The 26,495-nt window shown below is 49.2% G+C and carries 22 protein-coding genes; 17 read left to right on the top strand and 5 right to left on the bottom strand.

All coding sequences use genetic code 11. The features are described 5' to 3' along the window. The first annotated feature begins 125 nt into the window (after window positions 1-125). From B0F88_RS11860 to B0F88_RS11885, 4 genes are all read left to right on the top strand, one after another. A complete protein-coding gene (locus B0F88_RS11860; protein WP_104424147.1) occupies window positions 126-1,868 on the top strand; it encodes an ABC transporter ATP-binding protein in 1,743 nt (580 codons plus the stop codon). Window positions 1,869-2,048: 180 nt separating this feature from the next. Then, window positions 2,049-4,199: an adenosylcobalamin-dependent ribonucleoside-diphosphate reductase gene (locus B0F88_RS11865; protein ID WP_104424148.1), complete on the top strand. Its 2,151-nt coding sequence runs from the start codon at window positions 2,049-2,051 to the stop codon at window positions 4,197-4,199. An 83-nt stretch (window positions 4,200-4,282) separates the two neighbouring features. After that, entirely contained in the window at window positions 4,283-4,960 is a 678-nt protein-coding gene (locus tag B0F88_RS11870; RefSeq protein ID WP_104424256.1) for a TSCPD domain-containing protein, read from the top strand. A 1,380-nt stretch (window positions 4,961-6,340) separates the two neighbouring features. Next, a complete protein-coding gene (locus B0F88_RS11885; RefSeq protein ID WP_104424149.1) occupies window positions 6,341-6,676 on the top strand; it encodes a DUF2956 domain-containing protein in 336 nt (111 codons plus the stop codon). A gap of 274 nt (window positions 6,677-6,950) precedes the next feature. Here the strand turns inward: B0F88_RS11885 and B0F88_RS19740 are convergent, their stop codons facing one another. After that, on the bottom strand, window positions 6,951-7,073 hold the full coding sequence (locus B0F88_RS19740; RefSeq protein WP_258076647.1) for a hypothetical protein: 123 nt from the start codon (window positions 7,071-7,073) through the stop codon (window positions 6,951-6,953). A gap of 192 nt (window positions 7,074-7,265) precedes the next feature. Between B0F88_RS19740 and B0F88_RS11890 the strand changes: the two genes are divergently transcribed. After that, window positions 7,266-8,615, top strand: coding sequence for a GGDEF domain-containing protein (locus B0F88_RS11890; RefSeq protein ID WP_104424150.1), 1,350 nt, complete (start codon window positions 7,266-7,268; stop codon window positions 8,613-8,615). 99 nt (window positions 8,616-8,714) lie between these two features. Here the strand turns inward: B0F88_RS11890 and corA are convergent, their stop codons facing one another. Beyond that, window positions 8,715-9,779, bottom strand: a complete 1,065-nt coding sequence (gene corA, locus B0F88_RS11895; RefSeq protein ID WP_104424151.1) for a magnesium/cobalt transporter CorA — start codon at window positions 9,777-9,779, stop codon at window positions 8,715-8,717. Window positions 9,780-9,887: 108 nt separating this feature from the next. Between corA and B0F88_RS11900 the strand changes: the two genes are divergently transcribed. Further along, on the top strand, window positions 9,888-10,358 hold the full coding sequence (locus B0F88_RS11900) for an ATP-dependent zinc protease family protein (protein ID WP_104424257.1): 471 nt from the start codon (window positions 9,888-9,890) through the stop codon (window positions 10,356-10,358). Between the two features lie 133 nt (window positions 10,359-10,491). Further along, on the top strand, window positions 10,492-11,862 hold the full coding sequence (gene radA, locus B0F88_RS11905; protein ID WP_104424152.1) for a DNA repair protein RadA: 1,371 nt from the start codon (window positions 10,492-10,494) through the stop codon (window positions 11,860-11,862). 95 nt (window positions 11,863-11,957) lie between these two features. Here the strand turns inward: radA and B0F88_RS11910 are convergent, their stop codons facing one another. The 3 genes from B0F88_RS11910 to B0F88_RS11920 all read right to left on the bottom strand — a co-directional run bounded on the left by B0F88_RS11910 (window position 11,958) and on the right by B0F88_RS11920 (window position 14,263). Beyond that, the gene (locus B0F88_RS11910; protein ID WP_104424153.1) at window positions 11,958-12,326 is read right to left on the bottom strand and encodes a PilZ domain-containing protein; all 369 of its coding nucleotides are present in this window, start codon (window positions 12,324-12,326) and stop codon (window positions 11,958-11,960) included. 4 nt (window positions 12,327-12,330) lie between these two features. Next, window positions 12,331-12,903, bottom strand: coding sequence for an FHA domain-containing protein (locus B0F88_RS11915; RefSeq protein ID WP_104424154.1), 573 nt, complete (start codon window positions 12,901-12,903; stop codon window positions 12,331-12,333). A 109-nt stretch (window positions 12,904-13,012) separates the two neighbouring features. Then, on the bottom strand, window positions 13,013-14,263 hold the full coding sequence (locus B0F88_RS11920) for an HlyC/CorC family transporter (protein WP_104424155.1): 1,251 nt from the start codon (window positions 14,261-14,263) through the stop codon (window positions 13,013-13,015). 297 nt (window positions 14,264-14,560) lie between these two features. Here B0F88_RS11920 and B0F88_RS11925 point away from each other — a divergent pair, with 297 nt between their 5' ends. From B0F88_RS11925 to B0F88_RS11970, 10 genes are all read left to right on the top strand, one after another. Continuing rightward, window positions 14,561-16,060 (top strand): sigma-54 dependent transcriptional regulator, encoded by a 1,500-nt coding sequence (locus tag B0F88_RS11925; RefSeq protein ID WP_104424156.1) that lies wholly within the window; start codon window positions 14,561-14,563, stop codon window positions 16,058-16,060. Between the two features lie 144 nt (window positions 16,061-16,204). Continuing rightward, entirely contained in the window at window positions 16,205-17,506 is a 1,302-nt protein-coding gene (locus B0F88_RS11930; RefSeq protein ID WP_104424157.1) for a sensor histidine kinase, read from the top strand. After that, window positions 17,493-18,872, top strand: coding sequence for a sigma-54-dependent transcriptional regulator (locus B0F88_RS11935; RefSeq protein WP_104424158.1), 1,380 nt, complete (start codon window positions 17,493-17,495; stop codon window positions 18,870-18,872). Before B0F88_RS11930 ends, B0F88_RS11935 begins: the two co-directional genes overlap by 14 nt. A 60-nt stretch (window positions 18,873-18,932) precedes the next feature. Continuing rightward, complete coding sequence (fliE, locus tag B0F88_RS11940) at window positions 18,933-19,247, top strand: flagellar hook-basal body complex protein FliE (protein WP_104424159.1); 315 nt, start codon at window positions 18,933-18,935, stop codon at window positions 19,245-19,247. 25 nt (window positions 19,248-19,272) lie between these two features. Further along, complete coding sequence (fliF, locus tag B0F88_RS11945) at window positions 19,273-21,099, top strand: flagellar basal-body MS-ring/collar protein FliF (protein WP_104424160.1); 1,827 nt, start codon at window positions 19,273-19,275, stop codon at window positions 21,097-21,099. After that, entirely contained in the window at window positions 21,092-22,108 is a 1,017-nt protein-coding gene (gene fliG / locus B0F88_RS11950; RefSeq protein ID WP_104424161.1) for a flagellar motor switch protein FliG, read from the top strand. Before fliF ends, fliG begins: the two co-directional genes overlap by 8 nt. After that, window positions 22,095-22,916 (top strand): flagellar assembly protein FliH, encoded by an 822-nt coding sequence (locus tag B0F88_RS11955; RefSeq protein WP_104424162.1) that lies wholly within the window; start codon window positions 22,095-22,097, stop codon window positions 22,914-22,916. Before fliG ends, B0F88_RS11955 begins: the two co-directional genes overlap by 14 nt. Beyond that, on the top strand, window positions 22,913-24,271 hold the full coding sequence (gene fliI, locus B0F88_RS11960) for a flagellar protein export ATPase FliI (RefSeq protein ID WP_104424163.1): 1,359 nt from the start codon (window positions 22,913-22,915) through the stop codon (window positions 24,269-24,271). Before B0F88_RS11955 ends, fliI begins: the two co-directional genes overlap by 4 nt. 29 nt (window positions 24,272-24,300) lie before the next feature. After that, window positions 24,301-24,759 (top strand): flagellar export protein FliJ, encoded by a 459-nt coding sequence (gene fliJ, locus B0F88_RS11965; protein WP_104424164.1) that lies wholly within the window; start codon window positions 24,301-24,303, stop codon window positions 24,757-24,759. A 32-nt stretch (window positions 24,760-24,791) separates the two neighbouring features. Further along, window positions 24,792-26,444, top strand: coding sequence for a flagellar hook-length control protein FliK (locus B0F88_RS11970; protein ID WP_104424165.1), 1,653 nt, complete (start codon window positions 24,792-24,794; stop codon window positions 26,442-26,444). The last annotated feature ends 51 nt before the right edge of the window (window positions 26,445-26,495 follow it).

Here is a 26,495-nt window from a genome sequence, read left to right on the forward strand (position 1 = left end):
TCAAAGCAAGCTTTGAACTCCGGCATCTGCACTTTCTGGAGTCCAAAGCTTGCTTTGGCCGTTTGGTTCGGCTGCATTTATCAGCTGAACCCAGGTAACAGTTCCCCGCTTACAAAAAACAATTCATGGACATCATCTTCAAAGAATACGGCCGGGTTATCCGGCAGAAAAAATGGTTTTTCCTGCTGGCTTTAGCCGCCTTGGCTTCAGCGATGACCCTGGATTTATTTGCGCCGGTTTATTATAAAAATATCGCCAACGGACTGGCCGCGCCCTATTCGGACGCAACGCTGACGTTATTGCTGGACAACCTGAAACAGATCGGAATGATTTATGCGGGCATCTGGCTGTCATGGCGCTTGTATGAAGTCGCGATTATTCCACTCGATGCAGGCGGTATCAATTTGCTCGAAAAACGCTGTTTCGAGGTGCTCAAAAAACAAAAATCCATTTTTTTCGAGAACAGTTTTTCCGGCAGCTTGATCAAACAGGCCAACCGCTTCTCGCGTTCTTTTGAACTGATTATGGACTGGTTTTTGTTCCAGTTTTTCATGAACATTGTGGCTGTCAGCGTCGCCTTTGTGATTTTTTACCGGCAACAGCCGGAATTCGCGTGTTATTTTCTGGCCTGGGTCGTGTTGTTTATTACCTGGAGCGTTGGTTTTTCGGTATGGAAACTGCGTTTCGATAAGGCCGTGGCCCAAGCCGATTCAGTCGTCGGCGGCGCGTATTCGGATGCGATCGGCAATATCTTCGTGGTCAAGAGCTTTGCGCTGGAAGCCGGTGAACAGGCGCGCATCAACCAAGCCTCAGATATTGTTTACAGGAAGAAAAAAATCGCCTGGACCTTGATGTTCATCTCCTTCGCGGTGCAAGGTCTGATGACTTTCGGCATTGAATTGCTGCTGGTTTATTTGATGATTCAAAAATGGAAAACCGGCAGCTTTCCGGTCGGCGAGTTTGTGTTGTTCCAGTCGATCATGATCATGCTGATCCAGCGCTTATGGGAGTTCGGCCGCAATTTCAGGAACTTTTTCTCAGCCCTGGCCGACGCCTCCGAAATGGCCGATATTTTCCGCCAGCAAGATGTCGAGGCCGACGGGGCCAATGCCCAGGCGTTGACCATCGTCCGCGGCGCTATCGATTTTAACAAGGTCTGCTTCGGCTATAACGAAGCAAACCGGCTGTTCGAGGCTTTCAGCCTGAACATCAAAGCCGGTGAAAAAGTCGCGCTGGTCGGCCACTCCGGTTCCGGTAAATCGTCGTTGACCAAACTGTTGTTCCGTTTCATCGATCCCCAACAAGGCCGCATCAGCTTCGACGGAGTCGATGCAAAAGCCTTTACGCTGGCTTCATTGCGCCGGCAAATATCGATGGTGCCGCAACAGCCGGATTTATTCCATCGTTCGATACGGGACAATATCACGCTGGGCGCGGATATTTCGGACGCGCGGTTGGCTGATGTCGCCGAGAAATCCCGCTGCCTTGAGTTCATCAGGCAGCTGCCTGAACAATTCGACACGCTGGTCGGCGAGCGCGGCGTCAAACTGTCCGGCGGCGAAAGGCAGCGCATCGCCATTGCCCGCGCCTTTTTGGAGGATGCGCCGATTGTGGTCCTGGATGAAGCCACCAGCGCGCTGGATTCGCTGACCGAAAAACAGATTCAAGCCGCGATTTTCGAGCTGATTAAACATAAAACCACATTGGTTATCGCTCACCGCCTGTCGACCATCCTGAACATGGATCGCATCGTCGTGCTGGAAAAAGGCAAAATCATAGAGCAAGGCACGCACCAGCAACTGCTCGCCAAACAAGGCAAATATTACGCCATGTGGCAGCATCAAAGCGGCGATTTTCTGGTCGAATAGCAGGCTTAATCCGCAACTGTGAAGTTTGCCGCATTGTTTTTATTTGCTCGCTAAAATACTACATATTGTGTTATTCTAAAAAACAAGCACTATATATCGATTGCTGGCCTGACTCGGCGGCTTTTCGCTTTATGTTTTTTGCCTTAACTTACTATCCCCTATTACTAGAGAGAGCTCCCAATGTCGGCAAAGCTACATGTGATCCCAAACACCGTGACCGAAATACCTTTTCAAGACGCTTCGATGGATATTTGGGACTCCAAATATCGCTTAAAAACCAAAGACGGCGTGGCGATTGACGGCACCATCGACGAAACCTACCAGCGGGTCGCCAGAGCGCTCTCCGGGGTGGAAAAAAACAAAGCCAAACAGGAACAGTCTTACAAAGATTTCCTGTGGGCCTTGCGCCAGGGCGCTATTCCGGCCGGGCGGATTACGTCCAATGCCGGAGCCCTGGAACACAAGCCGGCCACATCGACGATCAACTGCACCGTATCCGGCACCATTTCCGATTCGATGGACGATATTCTGCACAAGGTGCATGAAGCGGGACTTACGCTGAAAGCCGGTTGCGGCATCGGTTACGAATTCTCGACCCTAAGACCTAAAAACGCGTATGTGTCCGGCGCGGGCGCTTATACCTCCGGTCCGCTGTCGTTCATGGACATCTACGACAAGATGTGTTTCACCGTGTCGTCCGCAGGTGGACGGCGCGGCGCGCAAATGGCGACTTTCGATGTCGGCCATCCCGATGTCGTCGAATTTATCCGCGCCAAACGCGAAGACGGGCGCCTGCGCCAATTTAACCTGTCGCTGCTGATCACCACCGAGTTTGTCGAAGCGGTAAAAAACGATCTGCCTTGGCCGCTGTCGTTTCCGGTTACGGAAAAACAAGTCAAGCTCGATAACCTGGATCTGGCCGACGACAAACAAATCATCTGGCGCGACCTGCCGCACATGGACGGCTATGTCGTTAACGACGACGGCCTTGTCGCCTGCAAGGTCAGCAAAACCATGCCCGCACGCCGCCTGTGGGACATCATCATGAGCTCGACTTACGACTACGCCGAACCCGGATTCATCCTGATCGACAAGGTCAACGAGATGAACAACAACTGGTTTTGCGAGAAAATCCGCGCGACCAATCCCTGCGGCGAACAGCCGCTGCCGCCTTACGGCAGCTGCCTGTTAGGCTCGATCAACCTGACCTCCTTCGTCAAAAAACCGTTCACCGGCGACGCGGGTTTCGATTGGGACAGCTACCGCAAAGCCATCAGGATTTTCACCCGCATGCTCGACAACGTGGTTGAAATCAACGGCCTGCCGCTGGAGCAGCAACAAGAAGAAATCCTGACCAAACGCCGCCACGGCATGGGCTACCTGGGGCTGGGTTCGACCGTCACGATGATGGGCATGAAATACGGCGACGCACAGTCGCTGGAATTTACCGAAGAAGTGACCAAGGTGCTGGCGGTCGAAGGCTGGAAAGCCGGACTTGCTTTAGCCAAAGAAAAAGGCCCGGCCCCGATCATGGAGCAGATGTTTACCGTCACCGGCGAAATGCTGCACAAACGCCCGGAAATGGTTGCCGATGGCCTTAAAATAGGCGACCGCGTACCCGGAAAACTGCTGCATGCCAAATACAGCCGCTATATGCAGCAATTGAGCCGGGAAGAGCCCGAACTGGTCGCCGAGCTGATCGAAACCGGCGCCCGCTTTACCCATCACAGCTCCATTGCCCCGACCGGCACTATTTCCCTGTCGCTGGCCAACAACGCCAGTAACGGCATAGAACCGAGCTTTGCGCATCATTATTCGCGCAACGTGATCCGCGCCGGTAAAAAATCCAAGGAAAAAATCGACGTGTTTTCGTTTGAACTGTTGGCCTACCGCGCTTTGGTCAATGCCGATGCGATGCCTTACAGCGACAATCCCGATCAGCAATTGCCGGATTATTTCATCTCGGCCGACGACGTGACCCCGAAACAGCATGTCGATATACAGGCGGCTGCGCAAAAATGGATCGATTCGTCGATCTCGAAAACCGCCAACGTGCCGACCGATTATCCGTATGAAGACTTCAAGTCCATTTACGAGTACGCCTACGACAAAGGCCTGAAAGGCTGCACCACGTTCCGTTTCAATCCCGAAGTGTTCCAGGGCGTCTTGGTTAAGGAATCGGACCTGGAAAACACCACCTACCAGTTCACGCTGGAAGACGGCCATGTCGTGGAATATAAAGGCAACGAAGAAGTGGAATACGACGGCGAAATCCACAGCGCCGCGAACCTGTTTGACGCCTTGAAAGAAGGCTATTACGGTAAATTTTGATGGCGCGTGCAGACATGACACCAAACATCAGTAAAGAAGCGCTGCCTGCACAAGGCTCAGCAACAATGATTGAGACTACCGATATGACACACAAAATCACCAAAAAAATCGTCAGCTACAAAGTCCTGACCAAAGAAGATGCCGAACCGGTCAAGCAAGAGCCGGAACAGCCCTCGCTGGAAAGCATGAACGAAAACCTGACGCGCCCGGAAGTGCTGCTCGGTTCCACCTACAAAATCAAAACCCCGCAGTCGGAACATGCCTTGTACATCACCATCAACGACATGATCCTGAACCAGGGCACGCCCCATGAAGAGCGCAGGCCTTACGAAATCTTCATCAACTCCAAGAACATGGAGCATTTCCAGTGGGTATTGGCGCTGACCCGGTTGATCTCGGCGGTGTTCCGCAAAGGCGGCGACGCCTGCTTCCTGGTCGAGGAAATGAAAGCGGTATTCGACCCGCACGGCGGCTACTTCAAAAAAGGCGGCGTGTTCATGCCGTCGCTGGTCGCCGAAATCGGCTACGCGATCGAATCGCATTTGAAGCATATCGGGATGATCAAGCCGGAAAAGATGACCGATCACCAGAAGCAGTTTCTTGATGAGAAGCGCAAGGAGTTTGAAGCTGCGCATGGGGAGTCGGAGGGGCAGGCGTTTCCTGAACAGGCCGTGCTGTGTAGCAAGTGCAGCACCAAGGCTATGGTGTTGATGGATGGGTGTATGACTTGCCTCAACTGTGGGGAGAGTAAGTGTGGGTGATTTGTTGAACGAATTTATCATAGATAATCTCCGTTGCTGGAGGGGCATGTTGCCCCGTCCGAAAGGTTTTACGTTGGGCAAGCGTGGTTCTTTAGCCGAAATACGGTAAAAACATTAGGACGGAGTGGACGCTAATCTGACCTACATGGCTAACCAAAGCAAATTGTTTACTTCATAAAATTTCTCATAAAATGATATACATACTCTCTTTAAACGATACTGAACGCTGGTTTTATGGATTGCTCTTTACAGCTATTATTATTTTTTCAGGGCATTTTTTTTCGCAATGGTTAAACCATAAATTTACAGTTCATAGATCGAAGCCCAAAAAGAAAAAGGGCCTCTTATTTTAAACGCTGTAAGGCGGATGATTTCATCGTTCCCACGCTCCAGCGTGGGAACGCAGTCCCAGACGCTCTGCGTCGTCTTGCAAAACAATGTGTCGCTACCGCGACGATTGATTTGATCGGGTTCTCGCACCCGAGGGCGAGATACTTTCTTTTGCGTCGCCAAAAGAAAGTATCCAAAGAAAAGGCGACCCGGTTGCCGCTTGCTTCCTGCGTTCCTCGCTTTCGACGGGGGTTGACGAAAGGGGCTCCTGCCCCTTCGTCAACGTGCGGCCTCCCTGCCGCACCCCTCACGGGCTGTTCCCGGCGAAAGCTCCGGTACTCGGCGCGGCAGACGGGATTAAACTCGTAACACAGGCAAGTTTTCTTCGCTCTTATACGACGATTCTCGATTACTTGTTCCCACGCGCTGCGTCCTGTATTTGTAAGGCCTATATTTCAACACATTAACCACGACTCGCGGCGCAGCGCGCCTTGACTGCGTTCCCACGCAGCGCGTGGGAACGAGGCAAAAACGTTTTTTGCATAACAATAAACGCTGTGCGAGAACGAAGGAAATTTGCCGGTAGTAGGAGCTCAATCCCGTCTGCCGCGCCGAGTACCGGAGCTTTCGCCGGGAACAGCCCGAAAGGGGCGCTGCATGGATGCAGCGCGTTGCCAGAGGGCCAGGGATGGCCCTTCTGGCAACCCCCGGCGAAAGCGAGGAACGCAGGAAGTAAGCGGCAACCGGGCCGCCTTTCTTTTGGATACTTTTCTTTGGCGGAGCAAAGAAAAGTATCTCGCCTTCGGGGGCGAAACCCCGATTCAATCAATCGTCGCGCTAGCGACACCTTATTTTGCAGTATGGGACGCGCTGCGTCCTGTGTTTGACTAGAAAATCAATGGGTCAGTGTGCAAGGCTTTATTGGTATTTGGCTTTTAACAAGTCATGAAAGGCTTATTATCTATAAAATGCTAGTAATTTGATTATCTGCATCCGTAATCTCGCACGGTATAATCAGGGAAGTATCCCAACCATCATCAAAATACAATCATGACTAAACATAGCTATCAAAAGCCGTCGCAGCAAACTCAAGAGGAAGCGTTGAAAATAGCCCGAGGAATTCAACGCCCCGCTCAAACCAAAGAACAAACGAAGCTGATTGCTCAAGGCATTCAAAAAGGAATTGATCTGTACAAAAAACAGCAAAAGGAAAAAGCCAGGGACCTGAACAGGAAACTCAAGAAAATATCAAGTCAAAAGGCGCAATCGATTGAGTCCGATGATCATGAAATACATATAGTTTATCGGCAGCACTGGCTTCCTTGGTCGCTACTGTTTTTGACATGGCTGGGCGCGGGCATTTACTTTCTCGTTCAAATTCAATGAACCATCGAGCCCCATTGATTCATTGAATGTGAACTCATACGACGGGTAAATTTGCTTCGTTCCCGCCGCGTGGGAATGTAGTATGGGACGCGCCGCATCCTGTGTTACGCTGGTTCGCAATCTCCAGCTCAACATTTTCAACGGGATCTGTTTCCCAACAACACAATGATGAAGCAATATAATTGTTTGTGGTTTTTTGTACTCATGATGATTGTTAATGGCCAATTAAACCGAGCCAAAATTGGCCATTAATTTTGAGCCATTTTTTCAGACGTTATCTTGAATCCAGCAGCCCTGTTACTATGAGCCGGTGCTCGACATGATGCACGGCTGTACTGAGCGACGGTGTACCCGATAGTCTTTCGCTTTCGCTCAATTCAATCGGTTTTACACTCATTGCCTAAACATTTTCCTATTTTAATGCATGGCGATTTATTGTTAAGCGCTTAAGTGGCCAGCTAATAACTGGCTACCGCTATCAGCGACAGTCGGTTCCCGACCCCGAGCAGCATTCGGCTAAGAATAATTCGTTGACTTCTTTTCGAAATATAGCTGACTATAGCCCGCCTAATTTTCTAGTTTTCTACCAATGCCCGAAATTCGATTTAAAGAAATCATTCTTGCTCTACGCTTGGTTCGGCCACTGGGTTTTTTCTGTGTAGTCAGTTCCTTGATCGTTTTGATAGGTTATATACTTAATTTTGAACCACTGTACAGGCCTATAAGCAGCGGTCCCGCTACTCATCCATTAACAGCAATAATGTTGTTTCTTCTGGGGGTCGGTAAATCTTTCTGGCGGCCTTATTCAAATACCCCCTTAATAATGGGGTGCGATATTTTAGCTTTTTTGTTGGCTGGCGCTCGGCTTATCGAGTTTTTTTCCGCTATCCCCATTTTACAAATAATCACCCCTTTTTCCACACAGTTAGCCCAATCGGCAATAGCGGGGAAACCGATTGAAATAGGTATCAATACGGCTGTTTTTATTTTAATGTGCGCAGCCGCTTCAATACTTTTTGCCCAGAAAAAATATGTTTTATCTCAGCTTTTAGCTTTTCTGGCATTGGGTATTCCTTTTGTGAGTTTGACCGGTTATTTCTACGCCGTGCCCATGTTTTATGGACAGATGGCGCTTACGACAGTAATTTCTTCAATACCGGCTGGCTATGCCGCTCTGTTGGTAAATGCCCAATATCATGCATTGCGAGCAATTCTAAGCCCCTGGGTTGGCGGAAAAATCGCCAGAATCCAATTTGTATTGGGCTATTTATTCCCAATCTTCTTGGGCTACTTGTTATTTTCCATTAAATTTCACAATTCGAGTGAGCTGATAGGCGTATTTGTCATTCTAACTGGTATGTTCATAACTTTGCTGATCGCCTATTCAGCGATGTATCAGGAAAAAATTGATGCTTCAAGACGCCAGTTAGAGCGTAAACAAAATGTTGCAGCAACTACTGATGCGTTGACTTTATTAAGGAATCGGCATTTTCTTCTGGAAAGCGGCAATTACCTCATAGAACGCGCCAAACGAAATCAGGAGTGTTTGTCAGTAATGATGCTAGATGTAGATCATTTCAAATACATTAATGATAATTATGGACACCAAGCCGGCGATGAGGTTTTGCAAATTTTAGCGGCTACAATTCGGGCGTCTATTCGCAAAGATGATATTAGCGGACGATATGGGGGGGAAGAATTTGTTGTTTTATTACCGTGTACAGATTTATCCGGGGCTATGCTGCTAGCGGAAAAATTAAGACAGTCTATAGCAACTCAACTTTTTCCAATTGACAAGGCTGTTACGGTTTCGATTGGCTGCGCTGAGCTGAAAAAAAATGAAGTTCTTAATGGTTTGCTGAGTCGGGCTGATCATTTTATGTATCAAGCTAAAATGAATGGACGCAATCAGATTGCGGGTTATTCCGCCGCCATCTGAATGGCAACTTTGTGAAAATGATCTGGCATCACATGAAACTTGTGAGCGCCGCTTTTTGCCTGTTTTTTTAATCGGCGCATCTTGGTGATTTTTACCCAGTTAAAGCCAGTCCTTTTTCTTAAAAAACCTGAGCAAAAATACCGATACCCCTATAAATATCATCCACAATGCCGGGTAACCCCAACGCCATTTCAGTTCCGGCATGTATTCGAAGTTCATGCCGTAGACACCGGCGATGAAGGTTAGCGGAATAAAAATGGACGCAAACACGGTCAGCACTTTCATGGTTTCGTTCATTTTGTTGCTGACGCTGGATAAATAAATATCCAGCATACCGGAGATTAAATCCCGGTAGGATTCCATGGCTTCGGTTACGCGTATCACATGATCATAAATATCGCCGAAGTAGCGTTTGGTTTTGTCTTTGATCAGCGGTGATTCGCAGCGCTGAATGGAAGCCAGCAACTCCCGCATCGGCGATACGCTTCGGCGTAAAAAAATCAATTCGCGCTTGATTTTCTGGATGGTGTTCAGGGTTTGCGCCGATGGATCGGTCAGTAATTCATCTTCAACGGTTTCAATCAGTTCGTCGAAGGTGTCTTGCAGGCTAAAATACTCGTCGACGATACTGTCCATGATCACATAGGCCAGGTAATCCGTACCCAGATTCCTGAGATGGCTTTTATCGTTGTTAAGCCGGGTGAGCAGGGGTTCGAACAGCGCATCGGGCTTTTCCTTGAAGGTGAAAACAAATTTGTTTAGCAGCAGTAAGCTGACCTGCTCATACTCGACATTAAACTTATCCGCAGCCAGGGAAATCGCTTTGATGACGATATACAAATAATCGTCAAATTCCTCGAATTTCGGGCGTTGGTGAGTGTTGAGAATATCTTCAAGCACCAGACCATGAATATCAAAATGTTGTCCGATCGCGTCAATAATTGAAACGTCTTTCAGGCCGTCGATAATTACCCAGGTGATGGTGTCGGTGGTCTTGTAGGGCAGCAGCTCTTCAATGGTCTTTATGGTGCGCCGGTTTAGCGATGATTTGTTGTAATCAATGACGGTGATTTTCTGTTCGTACTCATGCACTTCGCCGACATGCACCAGCGATCCTGGCGGCAGACCCGATTTTTCGGAGGCGTAACTCAGTGATTCAGACATGGTTTATCCTTTTGATAATTTTTTTTATCCGGCTTAGGTATTCAAGCATAATGGCGCATATTTTAGTTGTTTGGACAAAGTATAACTTTAGATGAAGGCTTTACACAGATGATACACAAACCGATGCTGGGCTGGCGCGAGTGGGTGGCTTTGCCGGAACTCAAGCTTGCCGGGATTAAAGCAAAAATCGATACCGGGGCGAGATCATCGGCTTTGCATGCGTTCGCTATCGAGCCTTATCGAAAAGGCGGGCAGCGCTGGGTGATGTTTGCGATTCATCCCTTGCAACAACGCTACGACATGGCGGTTGAATGTCACGCACCGGTTAAAGACCGGCGCATGGTTACGGATTCCGGCGGGCACAAGCAGCGCCGTTATGTGATCGAAACCCAGCTGTTGCTGGGGCCTTCGGTGATAAGAGCCGAGATGACGCTGACCAACCGGGATACGATGCGTTTTCGTATGTTGCTCGGGCGCACAGCGATGGATGCGCAGTTTATCATCGATCCCGGCGCATCGTATCTACAGGGGAAGCCTGATGTGGATGAATACCGGCGATTGCTGGAACGTAAAGATTAAAGACGAAAGGCTAAAGGCTAAAGTGTATCTTTCGCCCTTCGCCCTTCGCCCTTCGTCTTTTGCCTTTATTCAGTCAAATCCGTGCTATCCGAGTTCTATTTTTAACGGCTGTTAAAGACATTTTTAAAGACTTATGAGCAAGAAAAACAAAACCGCGTTTGTCTGCGATCAGTGCGGCGCCGATTTCCCCCGCTGGGGCGGGCAATGCACCAGTTGCGGCGAATGGAATACTATCAAGGAAGTCAGGTTGGGCGGAGCCGAGCGTAACAACCGCACGGCCGGTTATGCCGGCAGCCGGTCGGAGGTCAAATTATTATCCGACGTTAATCTGTCCCAGGCGGAGCGGATCTCCAGCGGCATTTCCGAATTCGACCGGGTGCTGGGCGGCGGCATCGTTTGCGGTAGCGTGGTGTTGATCGGCGGAGCGCCGGGGGCGGGCAAGAGTACGCTGCTGCTGCAGGCGATTGCCAATATTGCCGCGCGCGGCGTGAGCGTGCTTTACGTGTCCGGCGAGGAGTCGCTGCAACAGATTGCCGAAAGGGCGCACCGGCTCAAGCTGCCTGCGGACAAGATCATGATGCTGGCCGAAACCTCGGTGCAGCGGATTTGCGATGTGATGGATGAAGTCAAGCCGCAAATTCTGGTGATCGATTCGATTCAGGTGATGCATACTCAGGATACGGAGTCGGCACCGGGTTCGGTTTCCCAAGTCAGGGAGTCGGCCAGTTATTTGACCCAATACGCCAAAAAGCACGACGTATCCATTTTTATGGTCGGGCATGTGACCAAGGATCAATCGCTGGCGGGGCCGATGACCTTGAGCCATATCGTCGATACGCAAGTGATGCTGGGATCAACCGATGACGCGCGGTTCAGGGTGTTACGGGCGGATAAAAACCGTTTCGGCAGCGTCGGCGAGCTGGGATTTTTCGCGATGGACAGTACGGGACTTAAAGAGGTAAAAAATCCCTCGGCGATGTTTTTAAACCGGCCGGATAAACCTTCCTCAGGCAGTGTGGTGACGGTGCTGTGGGAAGGGACTAGGCCGCTGTTGGTGGAAATCCAGGCGCTGGTGACCGAGTGCCAGTACGGCAATCCACGGCGGTTGGCGGTGGGTTTCGATCAAAATCGTCTGGCTATGCTGTTGGCGGTGTTATCCCGGCACGGCGGCATTTTTACCGCAAATGATGAAATCTATGCCAATGTGGTCGGTGGCATTAAGGTGACCGAAACCAGTTCCGATTTAGCTATTGTGGTCGGGGTTGTGTCCAGCTTGAGGGATAAGGTGATTCCGCATGATACGTTCTTTTTCGGTGAAATTGGATTGAGCAGCGAAATCAGGCCGGTAGCCAATGGTCACGCCCGGCTAAATGATGCGGCAAAACACGGCTTCAAAAAGGCGGTGATTCCGAAGGCGAATGCACCTAAAAAACCGATTGAGGGCTTGAAGATTTACGGGGTTTCTACGCTTTCCGAAGCGTTGGATATTCTTTCGGAGATATGAGGCTAAAGGCTAAAGGCTAAAGGCTAAAGGCTAAAGGCTAAAGGCTAAAAAAGAACCCTTCCGCCTTTCGTCTTTTGCCCTTCGCCTAATTCATCTTACTCGAACAGCGCCAACAAATCCCTTTCCAGTAAGGCGCTGTTGCCAAGATTAAGCTCGACCAGACGGCGTAGCTCGGAAATGCTGTCTATATCGATATGCTCGCATTTAAACCCGACTTTATTGCCGACGACGTGGGTTGCGGTCAACTCCATTTTTATTTGGGCATCCTCGGACAGGTGTAAGGTGAGCGTGTAGAGTTTTTCCGGGTTTTCTTCCCAGGGAAAGTCAAAGCGTAATAAACAGCCTTTTAACGACAAATCAATAATTTCGCAGCTCCATGTATTGTCATCGGAGCTTAAGGTTGCTTCTTCGGCGAAATGAATGCGGTGAAAATGGCGGTGGTCTGGGTTTTCTATTGGATTCATGGATTTAATTCAAAAAGAATTGCAGGGATGTATTGTCGATAACCAACACATCATTCGTGTTCAATTTTAGCGCTTTATCGTTTAAGGGTTCATTGTTTACGGTAATGGTGCCGCTGTTTTCCAAGACTGAAACAAAATACCCGTCTTTTCTCCTTGAGATAGCAACAACGCCGTTGCCATCACGGCCAAGCCGGGCCATTGGCTTTTTTAATTGCAGGATTTTCCCGATATTGTCGCCGGTCATAAATTGCAGATTGGCGGTCTGGCTAAGCGATTTTAATTCGATTGGCTCCGCGGTATTGAACATGACGCCATGTTTTCCCATTGAGATCATGTCGTTGTCATTGAGAATGCGGGTTTTGGTTTCTTCACCGTTGATGATTAGCGGGAATTCATCGTTGAGTTGTTTGATAGTGCAGTCATCGTCACCAATAATGATTACGGCGTGAGCCGGAGCGACGGTCAGGCTGTCAATCGTTAAGTCATTGCTTTCATCGCGTCCGATATGGACAATACCGTTTTCAAACAGGCTCGAATGAATTGCTTTGTCTTTGAAAAAAACGGTGAGTTTTGCCATTGTTATGGATGAGCATCTTTAAACGAGTTTTGATTATAGACGGTATCATTTTAGTTGTTCAACAAATTCCACTTTTGGGTAATACCTCGGTCGGCCTTGTGAGAAAGGCTTATTTTATCGGTAGAAATTTGACCAGTTTAACGCTATTTTCATCCCGTTTTATAATTTCCAGCGGGTATCCGTGCAGCCTGATACCGGTTCCTGTTTCGGGGATGGTTTCCATAAACTCAATAATAAGTCCATTCAGTGTTTTAGGCCCCTCCGTGGGCAGAGACCATTGGGCGACGCGGTTTAGTTCCCTGATGGTTATATTGGCGTCAACCAGGTAGCTGCCGTCGTTTTGGGCTCTAACGGCGACGTCGTCGGTGATCAGTTCACCTACTATTTCCTGCAATAAATCGTCCAGTGTGACTAATCCCTGCACATCGCCGTATTCATCGACCACCAGACCTATGCGGATTTTTTCATGTTTAAACCGGTGCATTTGATTATGTACCGGGGTGCTCTCAGGAATAAATGAGGGCTTGTCCAGGCAGCTGATGATGGTGTGCTTATCAAAGTCTTCCTGGTTAATCAGCACCAGTATCTTCCTTAAGTGGATAAAGCCGATAATTCTGTCGATGCTGGTTTTGTAGACGGGTAATCGGGTATGCGGGCTGGTTTTTATTTGGCTAATGATGTCTTCAATAGGCGACTCAAGGTCTATGCCGATAATTTCGTTGCGAGGCGTCATGATGTCTTCAACCGTCGCCGATTCGAGCTCGAGTATGCCCATCAGCATTTTCTGGTAGCGTGTAGGCATCAGACTTTCCGCATCGCTAATAATACTTTTTAATTCGTCTTTATTTAGTGCATCATGACGATTTTTTTTGACATCGACGCCGACTACGCGGAGTAACAGGTTGACAAATAAATTGACGAACCAAACGATGGGATAAAGGATTTTCAGTAAAGGTGTGTAAATCCAGGCGGCGGGGAAGGCAAGCGGCTCCGGTTTGATGGCGGCGAGCGTTTTGGGCGTTACTTCCGAGCAAATAAGCATTACGATAGTCAAAATTCCGGCAGCGATAGCGACACTGGATTCTTCATCGGCATAGAGCTTAATGGCGATGACAGTCGCTATTGAGGATGCGAAATTATTGACAAAATTATTGCATAGCAAAATCAGGCCGAGCAAGCGCTCCGGTCTTTGCAGTAACTGCTGTGCTTTGGTTGCACCGGAATGATTTAGTTTAACTAAATGTTTTAAACGATAACGGTTTAGCGTCATCAAGGCCGTTTCCGAGCCGGAGAAAAAAGCGGAAAGAATAAGCATGGCGGCAAGTATGCCAAACAGCATGCCAAGGGACATATCGTTCAAAGAAGATGTACTCTGGGGTTGTGAAAACGGCTCTAGTCTCCATGATGAGAAATTTTTGTCAAGCGTCGATGTGAGTTGCTGATGAGGTTGATTGTGTAAGTTACATTAGAAAGGTATTAGAACAATATGAAATAAAAAGAATTTTGACATGCTGCTGATTCGATGCTTAACTTTGCCGAATAGCTAAATAATTAGAGAGATTTTTTTTAAGGCCTTGCTGGATAATGGGCAGCAGTTACTATTCGGTCGGTTTCCAGGCTGTTAAACGGCCTATTAATGAGTAATGAGTGTGAAAATATGGCGTTGCCGCGCATTTTGGTAGTTGACAATAACAAAGCAAGAATCCAGCAATTGGAGGCGGTTTTCCAGTTTATGGGATACGCAGTACAAGCCGTAGGAACGGCGGACTATGCGTCTTGTTTTAGCGAAACTGATCAGCTGTGCGGGGTTTTTGTCGGCGATGGCATTGAAAAACAGGCGACTGTGGTCAGTGATATTGTGGAGCGGGCGAATAAGATTCCCGTCGTCCTGCTGATCAATAAGGGAACCGCACTTCAGGTTTCGACCGCGATCACCAATAGTGTGTTTCAAGTACTGGAATGGCCGACTACGCATCCCGTGTTGAAACCCATACTCGATAAATTTTCAGCATCGGGCGGGCATACGGTTTTTACAGTACGTGAAGGAGGGGACCGTCGTGCGCCTACCGCTCAGAGGCTAAAAGGCAAAAGCCAGGCTATTGTCGAGATCCGCAAGCTGATTGAGCAGGTTGCGGAATCGGATGCAACGGTTTTAATTCTTGGCGAGTCGGGCACCGGAAAAGAAGTGGTTGCCAGGGCTTTGCACGACGCCTCTTTTCGTAAAGACAAACCCTTTGTGCCGATAAATTGCGGCGCGATTCCGGGGGAGTTATTGGAGAGCGAATTGTTCGGGCATGAGAAAGGGGCATTTACCGGGGCTTTAACCGCCCGGCAAGGCCGTTTTGAAATGGCCGAAGGCGGTACGCTTTTTTTGGACGAAATCGGCGATATGCCTCTGGCTATGCAGGTCAAACTATTGCGCGTATTGCAGGAACGCACCTTTGAGCGCGTAGGAAGTAACAAAACCATACATTGCGATGTGCGGGTTATTGCCGCAACGCACAGGTATCTTGAAAACGAGATTAAAGAAAACCGGTTCCGGGAAGATCTGTTTTACCGCTTAAATGTTTTTCCTATTGAAATACCGGCCTTAAAAGACAGGGCTGAAGACATCCCCTTGTTAGTGAACGATCTGATCGCACGTATGGAAGCGTCCAATCGCGGTTCAGTGCGGATGACCTCTGCCGCATTAGCCGTGCTGATGCAACATGACTGGCCCGGCAATGTCAGGGAGTTGGCAAATTTGATTGAACGCTTGGCAATTATTAATCCCAAAGGGCTCGTTGACGCGGCTGATTTGCCGGAAAAATTTCAACAGTACGACGTTTCTGAAGACATCATTAATGATGCGGAAGCGATGAGCGACGAAGAAGCTGTTAATACAAAGGAAGGAAAAGAAGATCGTGAGGAAGAGGAGGAGTCATCCGGGGCCGGACAAATTGAGGTTATCGGTACTCTTGATAGTTCGTCGGGTGCTTTAGCCCAGTTGCCGGAACAGGGAATCGATTTGAAAGAATATTTGAATGTTTTAGAACTCGATTTGATACGGCAGGCGTTAAATGAATGCAACGGCGTGGTGGCCCATGCCGCCAAGAGGTTGAATATGCGGCGTACAACATTGGTTGAGAAATTACGCAAATATGATTTGCAACGTTAAGTGGGAGAGTCAATTCTTTGGCGGATTGGTTTTTAAATGTTGGGCGAGTGATGTAAGCAATTGAAATTAAAGTAGTTAATATTTGGTCTGGTTTTTGCTTATCCACAATTAAGTTTGAGAGATAAAAACCTAGAGCGATCAGATATGAATACTCAGAAAAACCAGAAAACCGAGCAACTCACCGATGCGTTTCGCATTTTTAACGAACTATCCCAGAACTTGTCGGTTTCTTACCAAGGACTGGAAGAGCAGGTCGCCAAACTGCATGCTGAGCTTGCCTTCGCCCATAGTGAACGGCTCAGAACGCTTGAGGAAAAAGAAAAGCTTGCCAGCCGGTTGGAAAAGATATTGGCAGCGCTTCCGGCCGGGGTTATTGTGCTGGATGTGGATGGTAAGGTTTTGGATTGCAATGCGGTAGCGATAGCCTTTTTAGGCGAACCTCTGATTGGTCAGGATTGGCTTGACGTTGTCGCCCGTAGTTTGATTCCCGTCGTCGGTAACCCGCATGAACGCCAATTGAGCAATGGCAAACGGGTCAATATGACCGCCAGCAGAGACGTAGCAGATACCGATTCCGGGCAAATTATTTTGTTGTCCGACGTCAGCGAAATGCGCAACCTGCAGGATATGCTGAATCAGCAAAAACAGTTGTCGGCCATGGGCGAAATGGTCGCGAGCATGGCGCATCAGGTCAGGACGCCGCTGGCGACGGCGATACTTTATGCGTCGCAAATGGGCAGTCCGGCAGTGGATCATGAAAAACGGCAGCGGTTTTCGCAAAAAATTCTTGAGCGTCTGCAATATCTGGAAAGGCAGGTTAACGATATGTTGATTTTTGCCAAAGACGGGCGTTTGGCGATGGAGACTTTTTCATTGGCCGAACTGTTGAATCATCTGAAAGAAGCGGTGAAAGACTATACCGGCAACGGCGGGATTGATTTGCAGATTGTTAATGAGGTACAAAGCGACGTAATGCTGGGTAATGAAAATGCCTTGCGCGGTGCGTTGCTTAATTTATTGAATAATGCGGTTGATGCGGTAGGGCAGGCCGGGTGCATACACATTTCCGTGGATCAGCTTGACGGCTGCAATTTACTGATCGTGATTGAAGATGACGGTCCGGGTATCGAAAGCGAGCTATGTCAGCGTATTTTTGAGCCGTTTTTCACCACCAAGAGCTATGGTACCGGTTTGGGATTGGCGGTCGTCGACAGCGTAGTGAAGGCGCATGGCGGTCAAGTACGTGTCGAATCGGTTCTGGGGCGGGGCACTGTTTTTTCGATAGTCCTGCCTTGTATCAATCAGGCGTTTGGTTTACTGCCGGGCGGGTTTTCACATAAGGCTATCCAGCCTGATGCCCTTCGGGTCAATGCAAATCTGTTCCAGACAGATTTGTCCGGTAAAAATCATCATCAACAAAGGGAGCTGAACCATGAAACAGTATGATGTGTTAGTCGTTGAGGATGATCTGTCTTTATGCGAAGCACTTTGCGATACGCTGGAGATAGGCGGTTATCGTGTGGTTTCCGCCCGCAACGGTACAGAAGCGTTAATTAAGTTGGAACACAGTCAGTTTAAGCTGGTTGTCAGCGATGTGCAGATGCCGGTTATGGATGGCTTTCAGCTATTGAAAAATATGCAGCAAAAATATTCGGAAACGCCGGTGCTGCTGATGACGGCTTTCGGGACTATCCCTAAGGCAGTCGAAGCCATGCAGGCAGGCGCTTCCGATTATCTTATCAAGCCATTCGATGCCGAGGCGCTGGTCAATAAGGTGGCTGATTATGTGACAGCCAATCCGTCGGCGGCCAATACGGCCGATAATGAGCGAGTCGTGCAGGACAACGGCATGAAAAAACTTTATGCGTTGACTGCCAGGGTTGCTAAAACCGATGTTACCGTGTTGTTGCAGGGTGAAAGTGGAACGGGTAAAGAAGTTATTGCCGGCTATATTCATCAGAATTCGGCTTATCATCGCGGGCCTTTTGTTGCGGTGAATTGCGCGGCTATTCCTGAAAACATGCTGGAGGCAATGTTGTTCGGTTATGAAAAAGGCGCATACACCGGCGCCGTTCAGTCTATGCCGGGGAAATTCGAGCAGGCTCAGGGCGGTACTTTGTTGCTGGATGAAATAGCCGAAATGGATCTGGGCTTGCAGGCAAAGTTATTGCGGGTGTTGCAGGAAAAAGAGGTCGAGCGTCTGGGCAGCCAGAAAAAAATCAAGTTGAACGTCAGAATTTTGGCGGCTACCAATCAGAAGCTAAAAGAACAGATGGAGCAAGGACGGTTCCGCGAAGATTTGTATTATCGTCTGAATGTATTCCCAATTAACATTCCGCCGTTACGCAATCGGCCGGGCGATATTTTGCCGCTCGCGCAGGAACTCATGCAGCGGCATAGATCGGACGGCAAAAAGTTGCCTGAGTTTGACCCTAAGGCTGTCGAGAAAATGCTGGCTTATAGCTGGCCGGGTAATGTCAGGGAGCTGGATAATGTGGTGCAGCGGGCGCTTATTTTGCGGACTGGCGATAAAATTACTGTCGATGATTTGGTGTTTGAGGACATGGGCTCGATGAGGATTTCTTCCGAGAGGCAGCCTGAAACGTCTCTAGCCGAGAGTAAGGATGAAAAGCTTGAGATCAGCGGCTTGGGCGAGGGCGTTCGCTCTGCCGAAGAAAGTATTATTTTACAGACCCTGCAAATGGAAAACGGCAGTCGTAAGACAACGGCCGAGAAGTTGGGCATCAGCCCCAGAACACTCCGGTATAAAATGGCAAGGATGAAAGATTCGGGGGTGATTATTTCGTGCTAACATGTGGCATTAAAAATGCTTTACACTCTGTACTATATAAATGTGTAAGAGGAAAACCCCATGAGTGAGATGAATGTAAATCAAGTTTTGGCTCAGATGCGGGCAATGTCACTTGAGGCCGGTAGCGCTAAAGTGCAAGAGACAGGCGGTGGGGCCGATTTTGCCGCAATGCTAAAGCAGAGTATCGGAGCTGTTAATGACACCCAGCAAACCGCCGGAAAAATGGCGGAAGCTTTTGAACAAGGCGATACTAATGTCAGTCTTGCAGAAGTTATGGTGGCTTCGCAGAAAGCAAGTGTTTCATTTCAGGCAATGCTGCAGGTTAGAAATAAATTGGTTGAAGCCTATCAAGATGTCATGAATATGCCAATGTAGCATGACGGCAAACTGTGATTAAAAAATGAGCGAAAATAGCCTGATTGAGACCAACCCAAGTCACCAGCATGACCCGACGGCAAAGAGCAAGGGTCATCTTGACGGTGAATCCTCTCATATTTTTGCGACCAAGGTTGATGCCCATCCCGCTCTAAAAGGTCTGGCCGGATTGACCATAGCGCGCCAGATAGGATTGATGTTGGGTCTGGCTCTGAGCGTCGCTATCGGCGTCGCTATTGTGCTATGGTCGCAGGAACCTTCCTACGGACGTTTGTATTCCGAGATCGGCGAAAGTGATGTGGCTGAAATTCTTGAAGTTCTCAATAAGGAGAATATTAAGTATAAAGTCGAAACCGGTTCCGGGGCCATTATGGTGCCGATGGATGATGTCAGTGCAGTGAAGCTGAAATTGGCGGCTCAGGGCTTGCCTAAAAGCACCAGTATGGGATACGAGTTACTGGACAAGGAGCAGGGTTTCGGCACCAGTAAAAGCGTTGAAGCGGTGCGCTTCCAACGAGCGTTGGAAGGCGAAATTGCGCGAACCGTTATGTCTATCCAGAATGTAAAATCAGCCAGAGTGCTATTGGCTATGCCGGTTCAGTCGGTGTTTGTGCGTGAGCGCAAGAAGCCCAGCGCTTCCGTCATGGTGAACCTGTATCAAGGCAGATCGCTGGATAAAGGGCAGGTTGAGTCAATCATTCATTTAGTTGCGTCCAGTGTGCCGCAGCTTGATGCTGACCAAGTAACGGTCGTCGATCAAAAAGGGCAACTGTTAAACAGCAATAGCTCATCAGCAGCGGGGAATTTGACCTCCAAGCAATTTGAATACAAGAAAAATATCGAAGAGCATCTGATGGGGCGCATTCAAAATATTTTGTCGCCATTGGTGGGGGGCGAGGGAATGCGCGTGCAAGTTTCAGCGGATGTGGATTTTACCGAAACTGACAGAACCCAAGAAATGTTCAATCCAGATTTGCCGGCTTTAAGGAGCGAGCAAGTATCGGAAGAGAAAAGTTCATTGTCCGCTACTCAAGGGGTTCCCGGCGCGTTATCAAATCAGCCTACGCCTGCGGGTGTCGCCCCGCAGACAACCCCCACAACAGCGGGAGCGCCAGGTTCGACTGCCCCGAACGATCCGGCGGCGGCAGGTTCGACTCCGTCCGGTTCGGCATCAAAAAATGCAACCAGAAACTACGAGTTGGATAAAACCATTACCCATACCCGTTTAGCCACAGGCGGCTTGCGCCGATTGTCTGTGGCTGTCGTTGTCGATGACCGCCGCATATCCCAGAGCGATGGCACGGTTAAAGCGCAGTCTTATTCCCAGGAAGATATTAATCGCTTTAGCGATCTGGTAAAACAGGCGGTAGGTTTTGACAGCAGTCGAGGCGATCAGGTTACGGTCACTAATGTCGCCTTTAAAATAGACGAACTTATTGAGGCGTTGCCGGAAATACCCGTTTGGGAACAAGGCTGGTTTCTTGATGCGATGAAACAAGTTGCCGCCGCGTTGGCCGTATTGTTCCTGTTTTTTGGTGTATTGCGGCCCACGATGCGCAGTCTGGTCGGCCGGGATATGGAAGAGAAAAAAGCCTTGGCTTTGGCCGAGGCGGAAAAAAAGGCGGCCTCTATCGGGGGAACTGTCCGTTTTGATGAGCATGGCCTGCCTATCGCCGTACCGGTCGGTCAACAAAGTGTAAATTTGAAGATGCCCGAAGAAATGCAGGATCTATTGCTTTTGGACGTACCTCAGAGTTATGAGCATCGCCTGGAATATGTGAAGCGATTGGTTGACGACGATTCAAAAGTAGTTGCGCAAGTTATTAAGTCGTGGGTTAAAAAAGATGGCTAATAAGACAGAACTGAAAAAAGATTTAACCCAAGTTGACCGCGCCGCAGTGTTGTTGCTGGCGCTGGGCATGGACAGGGCGGCGCTGGTTCTAAAGCACATGACGCCCAGGGAAGTGCAGATTTTAGGTATCACGATGGCAAGCGTCGGTGAGATTTCCATAGAGATGATGGACGAGGTGGTTGAAGAGTTTATTGTCGCAGTTAAGAACCAGACGGCTCTGGGCATGGATACCGATGAGTATATCCGAACCGTATTGATCAGCGCTTTGGGCGCAGATAAAGCGAACAGTATCCTTGACCGGATTTTGCAAGGCGGAAACACGAAGGGTATCGAACAGTTGAAGTGGATGGATACCCGGTCGATTGCAGATATGATTCGTTTAGAGCATCCGCAGATTGTCGCGACGATTATGTCCTTGATGGAAAGTGAGCAGGCGGCGGATGTGATGATGTACCTGCCCGAAAGCATGCGCGCTGACTTGATGATGAGAATTGCAACGATGAAGGGCGTGCAGCCATCCGCTCTGCGTGAGTTGGATCAAATTATGGAAAAACAACTAACCGGCTCTGATAATGTTAAATCGACCAATATTGGCGGTGTTGATGCGGTGGCTAATATTTTAAACTTTTTGGATGGCGGTGCCGCCGATCTGGTGATGTCGGGAATTGCCGAGCACAGGTCTGAATTGGCTCAGGAAATTCAGGAGAAGATGTTTACCTTTGAAGACCTCACTTCTATTGATGAAAGAGGCATGCAAACATTACTGCGCGAGGTTTCAACCGGGCAGTTGTTATTGGCGTTGCGCGGCGTGGGTAGCGAGCTTAAAGAGAAAATATTCAGTAATATGTCCAAACGTGCGGCGGAGATGCTGCGCGACGACCTGGAAGCGTCGCCGCCTGCCAAGTTGAGTGAGGTGGAATTGGCGCAGAAAGACATATTGGCCATTGCTAAAAAACTGGCGGATGCGGGTGAGATACAAATGGGCGTAGGCGGCGATGAGCTTATCTAAGACGCCAAGGTTTACGGCATCGGAGCTTGCGGCCTTAGAGTTATGGAGTATGCCGGATGTTTCCGGCAGGGTAGAGGAAGATTTTGCCGGATCGGAAGTGGTGGAGCTTGAGGAGCAGGAACCGACGCCGATTTTAACGGTCGATGAAATCGAGGCCATGCAGAAGCAGGCCTATGACGAAGCATTTGCGCAAGGCAAAATGCATGGTTTTCAGCAAGGTTTTGATGAAGGGTCCAAAAAAGGTTACGAAGATAATTTGCATTTGCTGCAAACGCAGGCGGCGACGCTGGTCAGACTGTTGGAATCCTTAAGCGAACCGTTTAAACGCCTGGATGAAGAAGTTGAAAAAGAGCTTGTTAAGCTGGTTATAGCTATCGCTACGCAAATAATACGCCGGGAGCTCAAGATGGATCCAGGGCAAATTATTGCCGTTGTCCGGGAAACGATCAATGTTTTACCGTTGGGCTCGCAAAAAATCAGTTTGAAATTACACCCGGAAGACGCCGAGTTAGTGCGTTCCGCTCTCGCGCTTGATGAGATGTCTTCAAGTTGGACTATGGTTGAAGATCCGCTAATTACCCGTGGCGGCTGCGAAGTCGATACCGAGATTTCACATGTTGATGCGACGGTAGAACACCGATTGACGGCTGTCATTGCAAACCTGCTGGGCGGTGAGCGGGCGCAGGATCTGGCGGCTGGAGGTCTCGCGGAAGGCTCTTCGGCAATAGGGAGTAAGCCGGGAGGCGGGGCGTTAGACGCGAGTGTTGTAAACGAGGCAGGAGCAGTTGCCGAGGATGAAGACTCGTGATTCCTGATGCAGACCGGTCGCGGATCTGGCTTGATAAGCTAAAACCTTATTCCGAAAGGCTGGCCGAAGTGCCCGAGCTTGTTGTTGAAGGCAAGCTTTCCCGTATGGTGGGGTTGACGCTCGAAGCTGTGGGTTGCCGGGCGGCTATCGGTTCCCGTTGCCGAATCGAGACCAAAAATGGCAGGCTGATTGAGGCCGAAGTAGTGGGCTTTTCCGACGCACGGGTTTTTATGATGCCGACTGCGGAAGTTCATGGCCTTGAGCCGGATTGCCGGGTTATCCCGTTGGGGAAAAACAGTTCGGCCAAGGTGGGGTTCGGTTTGTTGGGGCGTGTGCTGGATGGTGCAGGAAATGCGATTGATGATAAAGGTCCGCTTAAAACCGATGCACTGATTTCACTCAATGGGGTGCCGATCAATCCGTTGTCGAGAAGACCGATACGCGAACCGCTCGATGTCGGTGTTAGGGCGATAAATTCAATACTCAGCGTGGGCCGCGGGCAGCGTATGGGCTTGTTTGCAGGTACCGGCGTGGGTAAGAGTGTACTGTTAGGCATGATGACCAAGTTTACCAAGGCCGACATTGTCGTGGTTGGCCTGATTGGTGAGCGGGGACGAGAAGTTAACGAGTTCGTGCTGAAGACCTTGGGCGAAGAAGGGCTCAAAAGGGCGGTGGTCGTCGTTTCGCCGGCGGATTGCCCGCCTTTGATGCGTGTTCATGCGGCGTTATTGTCAACCAGCATTGCCGAGTATTTTCGCGACCAAGGCCTCGATGTGCTGTTGTTGATGGACTCATTAACGCGCTTTGCCCAAGCGCATCGTGAAATTGCGCTGGCGATCGACGAGCCGCCGGCTACCAAGGGCTATCCGCCTTCGGTTTTCGCAAAATTACCGCATTTGGTGGAGCGTGCCGGTAATGCCGATCATGGCGGCGGCTCTATCACCGCCTTCTATACCGTCCTGGCCGAGGGCGATGACACCAATGACCCTATTGCCGATGCTGCCCGAGGAGTGTTGGATGGGCACATCATATTGTCCAGAAACTTGGCCGACTCAGGGCATTTTCCCGCCATTGATATAGAAGGGTCTATCAGTCGGGTTATGCCGGATGTTGTTGATCCAGGGCATATGCAAATGGCGAAGGAATTAAGGCGGCTGTATTCACTTTATCAGCAAAACCGCGACTTGATCAGCGTCGGCGCCTACCAGCCAGGATCGGACCCTCGAATTGACAAGGCTATTGAGAAAAATCCGGCAATTTTGGAATTTTTGCAACAAAGTATGGATGACTCAGTCGATATCAATCAGAGCTTGCAGGAATTGGCGTTACTATTGGGTGTAAACCGGCCTGGCTGATGCGCTCTTCGAGATAACAAAGGATATAAGTGAAAAAATCGCAGCGTATTAAAACGATTGTGGACATTAAAGCGACGCAGGAAAAAAACGCTTTGGAAGTGTTGGGTGCGGTTCAGAGAAAGCTCCTGACCATGCAAGCTCAAGTTCAAGGGTTGAGAAACTATCGGCAGGAATATCAGGATAGATTCGATCAGATGGGCGTTAAAGGCGTCAATGTTGCTCAGCTCCTGGAGTTTAGGTCGTTTATTGAGAAGCTGGATAAAGCAATAATGGGCCAGGAACAAGTGCTGATTTCAATTGAGGCTGAAGTAATGGCCAAAAGAAAAATTTGGGAAGAGTTACATCATAAAACCCAAAGTCTGCAAAAGGTTTGTGACTCGGCCTTGGTGGTAGAAATGAAACAGGAAGCAAAACGGGAGCAGCAAGAGCAGGATGAGCGGGCGTCCAGGATTGGTCGGAATAATTCAAATGGCACGGGAAATGCTTAATTAGTATACGCAGAATCTCAGGAGAATTGATTATGAATATTGAAAGTGCAAATCTATCATCTTTGCCGCCAAGCATCGCTCCAGTTGCAGGCATCGGTGTTGTTGAAGGCATGTCGCAGCCTTTGCCTGATGGTGTTGTTTCTGAAGGTTTCTCCGGCGCATTAGTAGCGCAACTCGAACTGTTAAATAAGATAAAAACCGGGGATACAGCGCTTCTACAAACACCGGATCCCGCTGTCAACAGTTTGCCGGTCGTTACCGAATTATCTGTAGGCAGCAGTGATGTGCAAGATTTTGCCGCTTTGTTGGGCAATGATTTGCCGCCGACTTATAAAACAAAAGACGATGCCGATCATGAGGCTGCATTGGGTGCGGTAACTGACGTATTAAAATATATTACTCTGGGTACCACGGCTGGAGAAAAGGCGGCTGAGGCTGAGAAAAATATAAAAGATGTCATTGCAATGGCTACTCCGGTCCAACAAAACATTGAGGGTACAAATGCTGCGGTTGTTCCGGTCCTGGAAAACAAGACATATGCAGTTGCAGTTTCAGAGGCTGTCCCCGCTCAGCAAAACATGACAGTTGCCGAGGCTGTCCCCGCTCAGCAAAACATGACAGTTGCCGAGGCTGTCCCCGCTCAGCAAAACATGACAGCTGCCGAGACTGTCCCCACTCAGCAAAACATGGTAGCTGCCGAGGCTGAGCAAGGCATAAAAAATATTGTTGGCATGGGTGTTCCTGAGCGAACCGATTTGAAACAGGTAAATGATAAGCCAAGTAGAGCGCAGATTGGCGAAGAGGCTCAAACGGCAGAGGAGGGCGATGATCACGTAGCTGAAGGCTTGGTGGCGGACGTTATTCCTCATCCAATCATAATGTCGGCTGAGCAAGGAAAATCGGTCAGTAATTTGACGCCTGCGGATGTAATTGATGAGGTTAGCGGCAATGGATTGCTGTCGTATATCAAGTCATCGATTGTTGGGAGCGCTAAATCGGATCAGTCTGCGAAGGTAGTCGACGATACTTTGCAAGGCGAAGCGGTTTTTCGGCAGCCGGTTCAGGAGAAACCGGGCTTTAATTTAAAATATGCTGAGGATATCGGCAAAGGGGAAAATGTTAAGGGGCGGCTAGTGCCAACTTTAGCTGGAGAAAAAACTTTGCCTGGGGGGGCTGGCGACATAAGCCAACTTAATCGGCCGGTTATTGATCATAAAACCGAGGTTCCGGCAATGACCAAACCGCTATCGCATCCGGAATGGAATAAGGATTTGGGGGAGCGGATTGTGTGGATGAACAACAGAGCGATACCTGCGGCAGAGATTAGGTTAAATCCACAACATCTTGGTCCCATATCGGTTCGTGTTGATGTTGCCGACGATCAGGCGACAGTCGTGTTTACTGCGCAACATGCGGCGGTAAGAGAAGTTCTTGAGGCTTCCATTCCCAAACTGCGGGAAATGATGAGCGCCCAGCAGATCAATCTGGTAGATGTAAATGTTTATCAAGGGGGGCATTCCTCAGATTCGGGGCGTTCACAAGCACAAAACTTTGCTCAAGGCTTTGCTGATAGCCAGAGACAAGGTGGCGCGGGTGCGGCTGCCGATGGGGTTGATAATGTAGAGCAAGAAATTGAAAGTGGGCGTGCCGTAGTCAGCAAGGGCTTGTTGAGTATATATGCATAATGAAAAATAGGCTGGTAATTGTCGAGGCGGCTATGAAGCCGCCGTATTCGC

This window comes from Methylobacter tundripaludum, assembly GCF_002934365.1.
Taxonomy (GTDB): domain Bacteria; phylum Pseudomonadota; class Gammaproteobacteria; order Methylococcales; family Methylomonadaceae; genus Methylobacter_A; species Methylobacter_A tundripaludum_A.

Coding starts and splice junctions, on each gene's coding strand:
- B0F88_RS11910 (WP_104424153.1), bottom strand. CDS start 12,326: ATGAATCCAATAGAAAACCCAGACCACCGCCATTTTCACCGCATTCAT.
- corA (WP_104424151.1), bottom strand. CDS start 9,779: ATGTCTGAATCACTGAGTTACGCCTCCGAAAAATCGGGTCTGCCGCCA.
- B0F88_RS11860 (WP_104424147.1), top strand. CDS start 126: ATGGACATCATCTTCAAAGAATACGGCCGGGTTATCCGGCAGAAAAAA.
- B0F88_RS11935 (WP_104424158.1), top strand. CDS start 17,493: ATGAAACAGTATGATGTGTTAGTCGTTGAGGATGATCTGTCTTTATGC.
- B0F88_RS11870 (WP_104424256.1), top strand. CDS start 4,283: ATGACACACAAAATCACCAAAAAAATCGTCAGCTACAAAGTCCTGACC.
- B0F88_RS11890 (WP_104424150.1), top strand. CDS start 7,266: ATGCCCGAAATTCGATTTAAAGAAATCATTCTTGCTCTACGCTTGGTT.
- B0F88_RS11925 (WP_104424156.1), top strand. CDS start 14,561: ATGGCGTTGCCGCGCATTTTGGTAGTTGACAATAACAAAGCAAGAATC.
- radA (WP_104424152.1), top strand. CDS start 10,492: ATGAGCAAGAAAAACAAAACCGCGTTTGTCTGCGATCAGTGCGGCGCC.
- B0F88_RS11930 (WP_104424157.1), top strand. CDS start 16,205: ATGAATACTCAGAAAAACCAGAAAACCGAGCAACTCACCGATGCGTTT.
- B0F88_RS11900 (WP_104424257.1), top strand. CDS start 9,888: ATGATACACAAACCGATGCTGGGCTGGCGCGAGTGGGTGGCTTTGCCG.
- B0F88_RS11915 (WP_104424154.1), bottom strand. CDS start 12,903: ATGGCAAAACTCACCGTTTTTTTCAAAGACAAAGCAATTCATTCGAGC.
- B0F88_RS19740 (WP_258076647.1), bottom strand. CDS start 7,073: ATGAGTGTAAAACCGATTGAATTGAGCGAAAGCGAAAGACTATCGGGT.
- fliE (WP_104424159.1), top strand. CDS start 18,933: ATGAGTGAGATGAATGTAAATCAAGTTTTGGCTCAGATGCGGGCAATG.
- fliF (WP_104424160.1), top strand. CDS start 19,273: ATGAGCGAAAATAGCCTGATTGAGACCAACCCAAGTCACCAGCATGAC.
- B0F88_RS11865 (WP_104424148.1), top strand. CDS start 2,049: ATGTCGGCAAAGCTACATGTGATCCCAAACACCGTGACCGAAATACCT.
- fliG (WP_104424161.1), top strand. CDS start 21,092: ATGGCTAATAAGACAGAACTGAAAAAAGATTTAACCCAAGTTGACCGC.
- B0F88_RS11885 (WP_104424149.1), top strand. CDS start 6,341: ATGACTAAACATAGCTATCAAAAGCCGTCGCAGCAAACTCAAGAGGAA.
- B0F88_RS11970 (WP_104424165.1), top strand. CDS start 24,792: ATGAATATTGAAAGTGCAAATCTATCATCTTTGCCGCCAAGCATCGCT.
- B0F88_RS11955 (WP_104424162.1), top strand. CDS start 22,095: ATGAGCTTATCTAAGACGCCAAGGTTTACGGCATCGGAGCTTGCGGCC.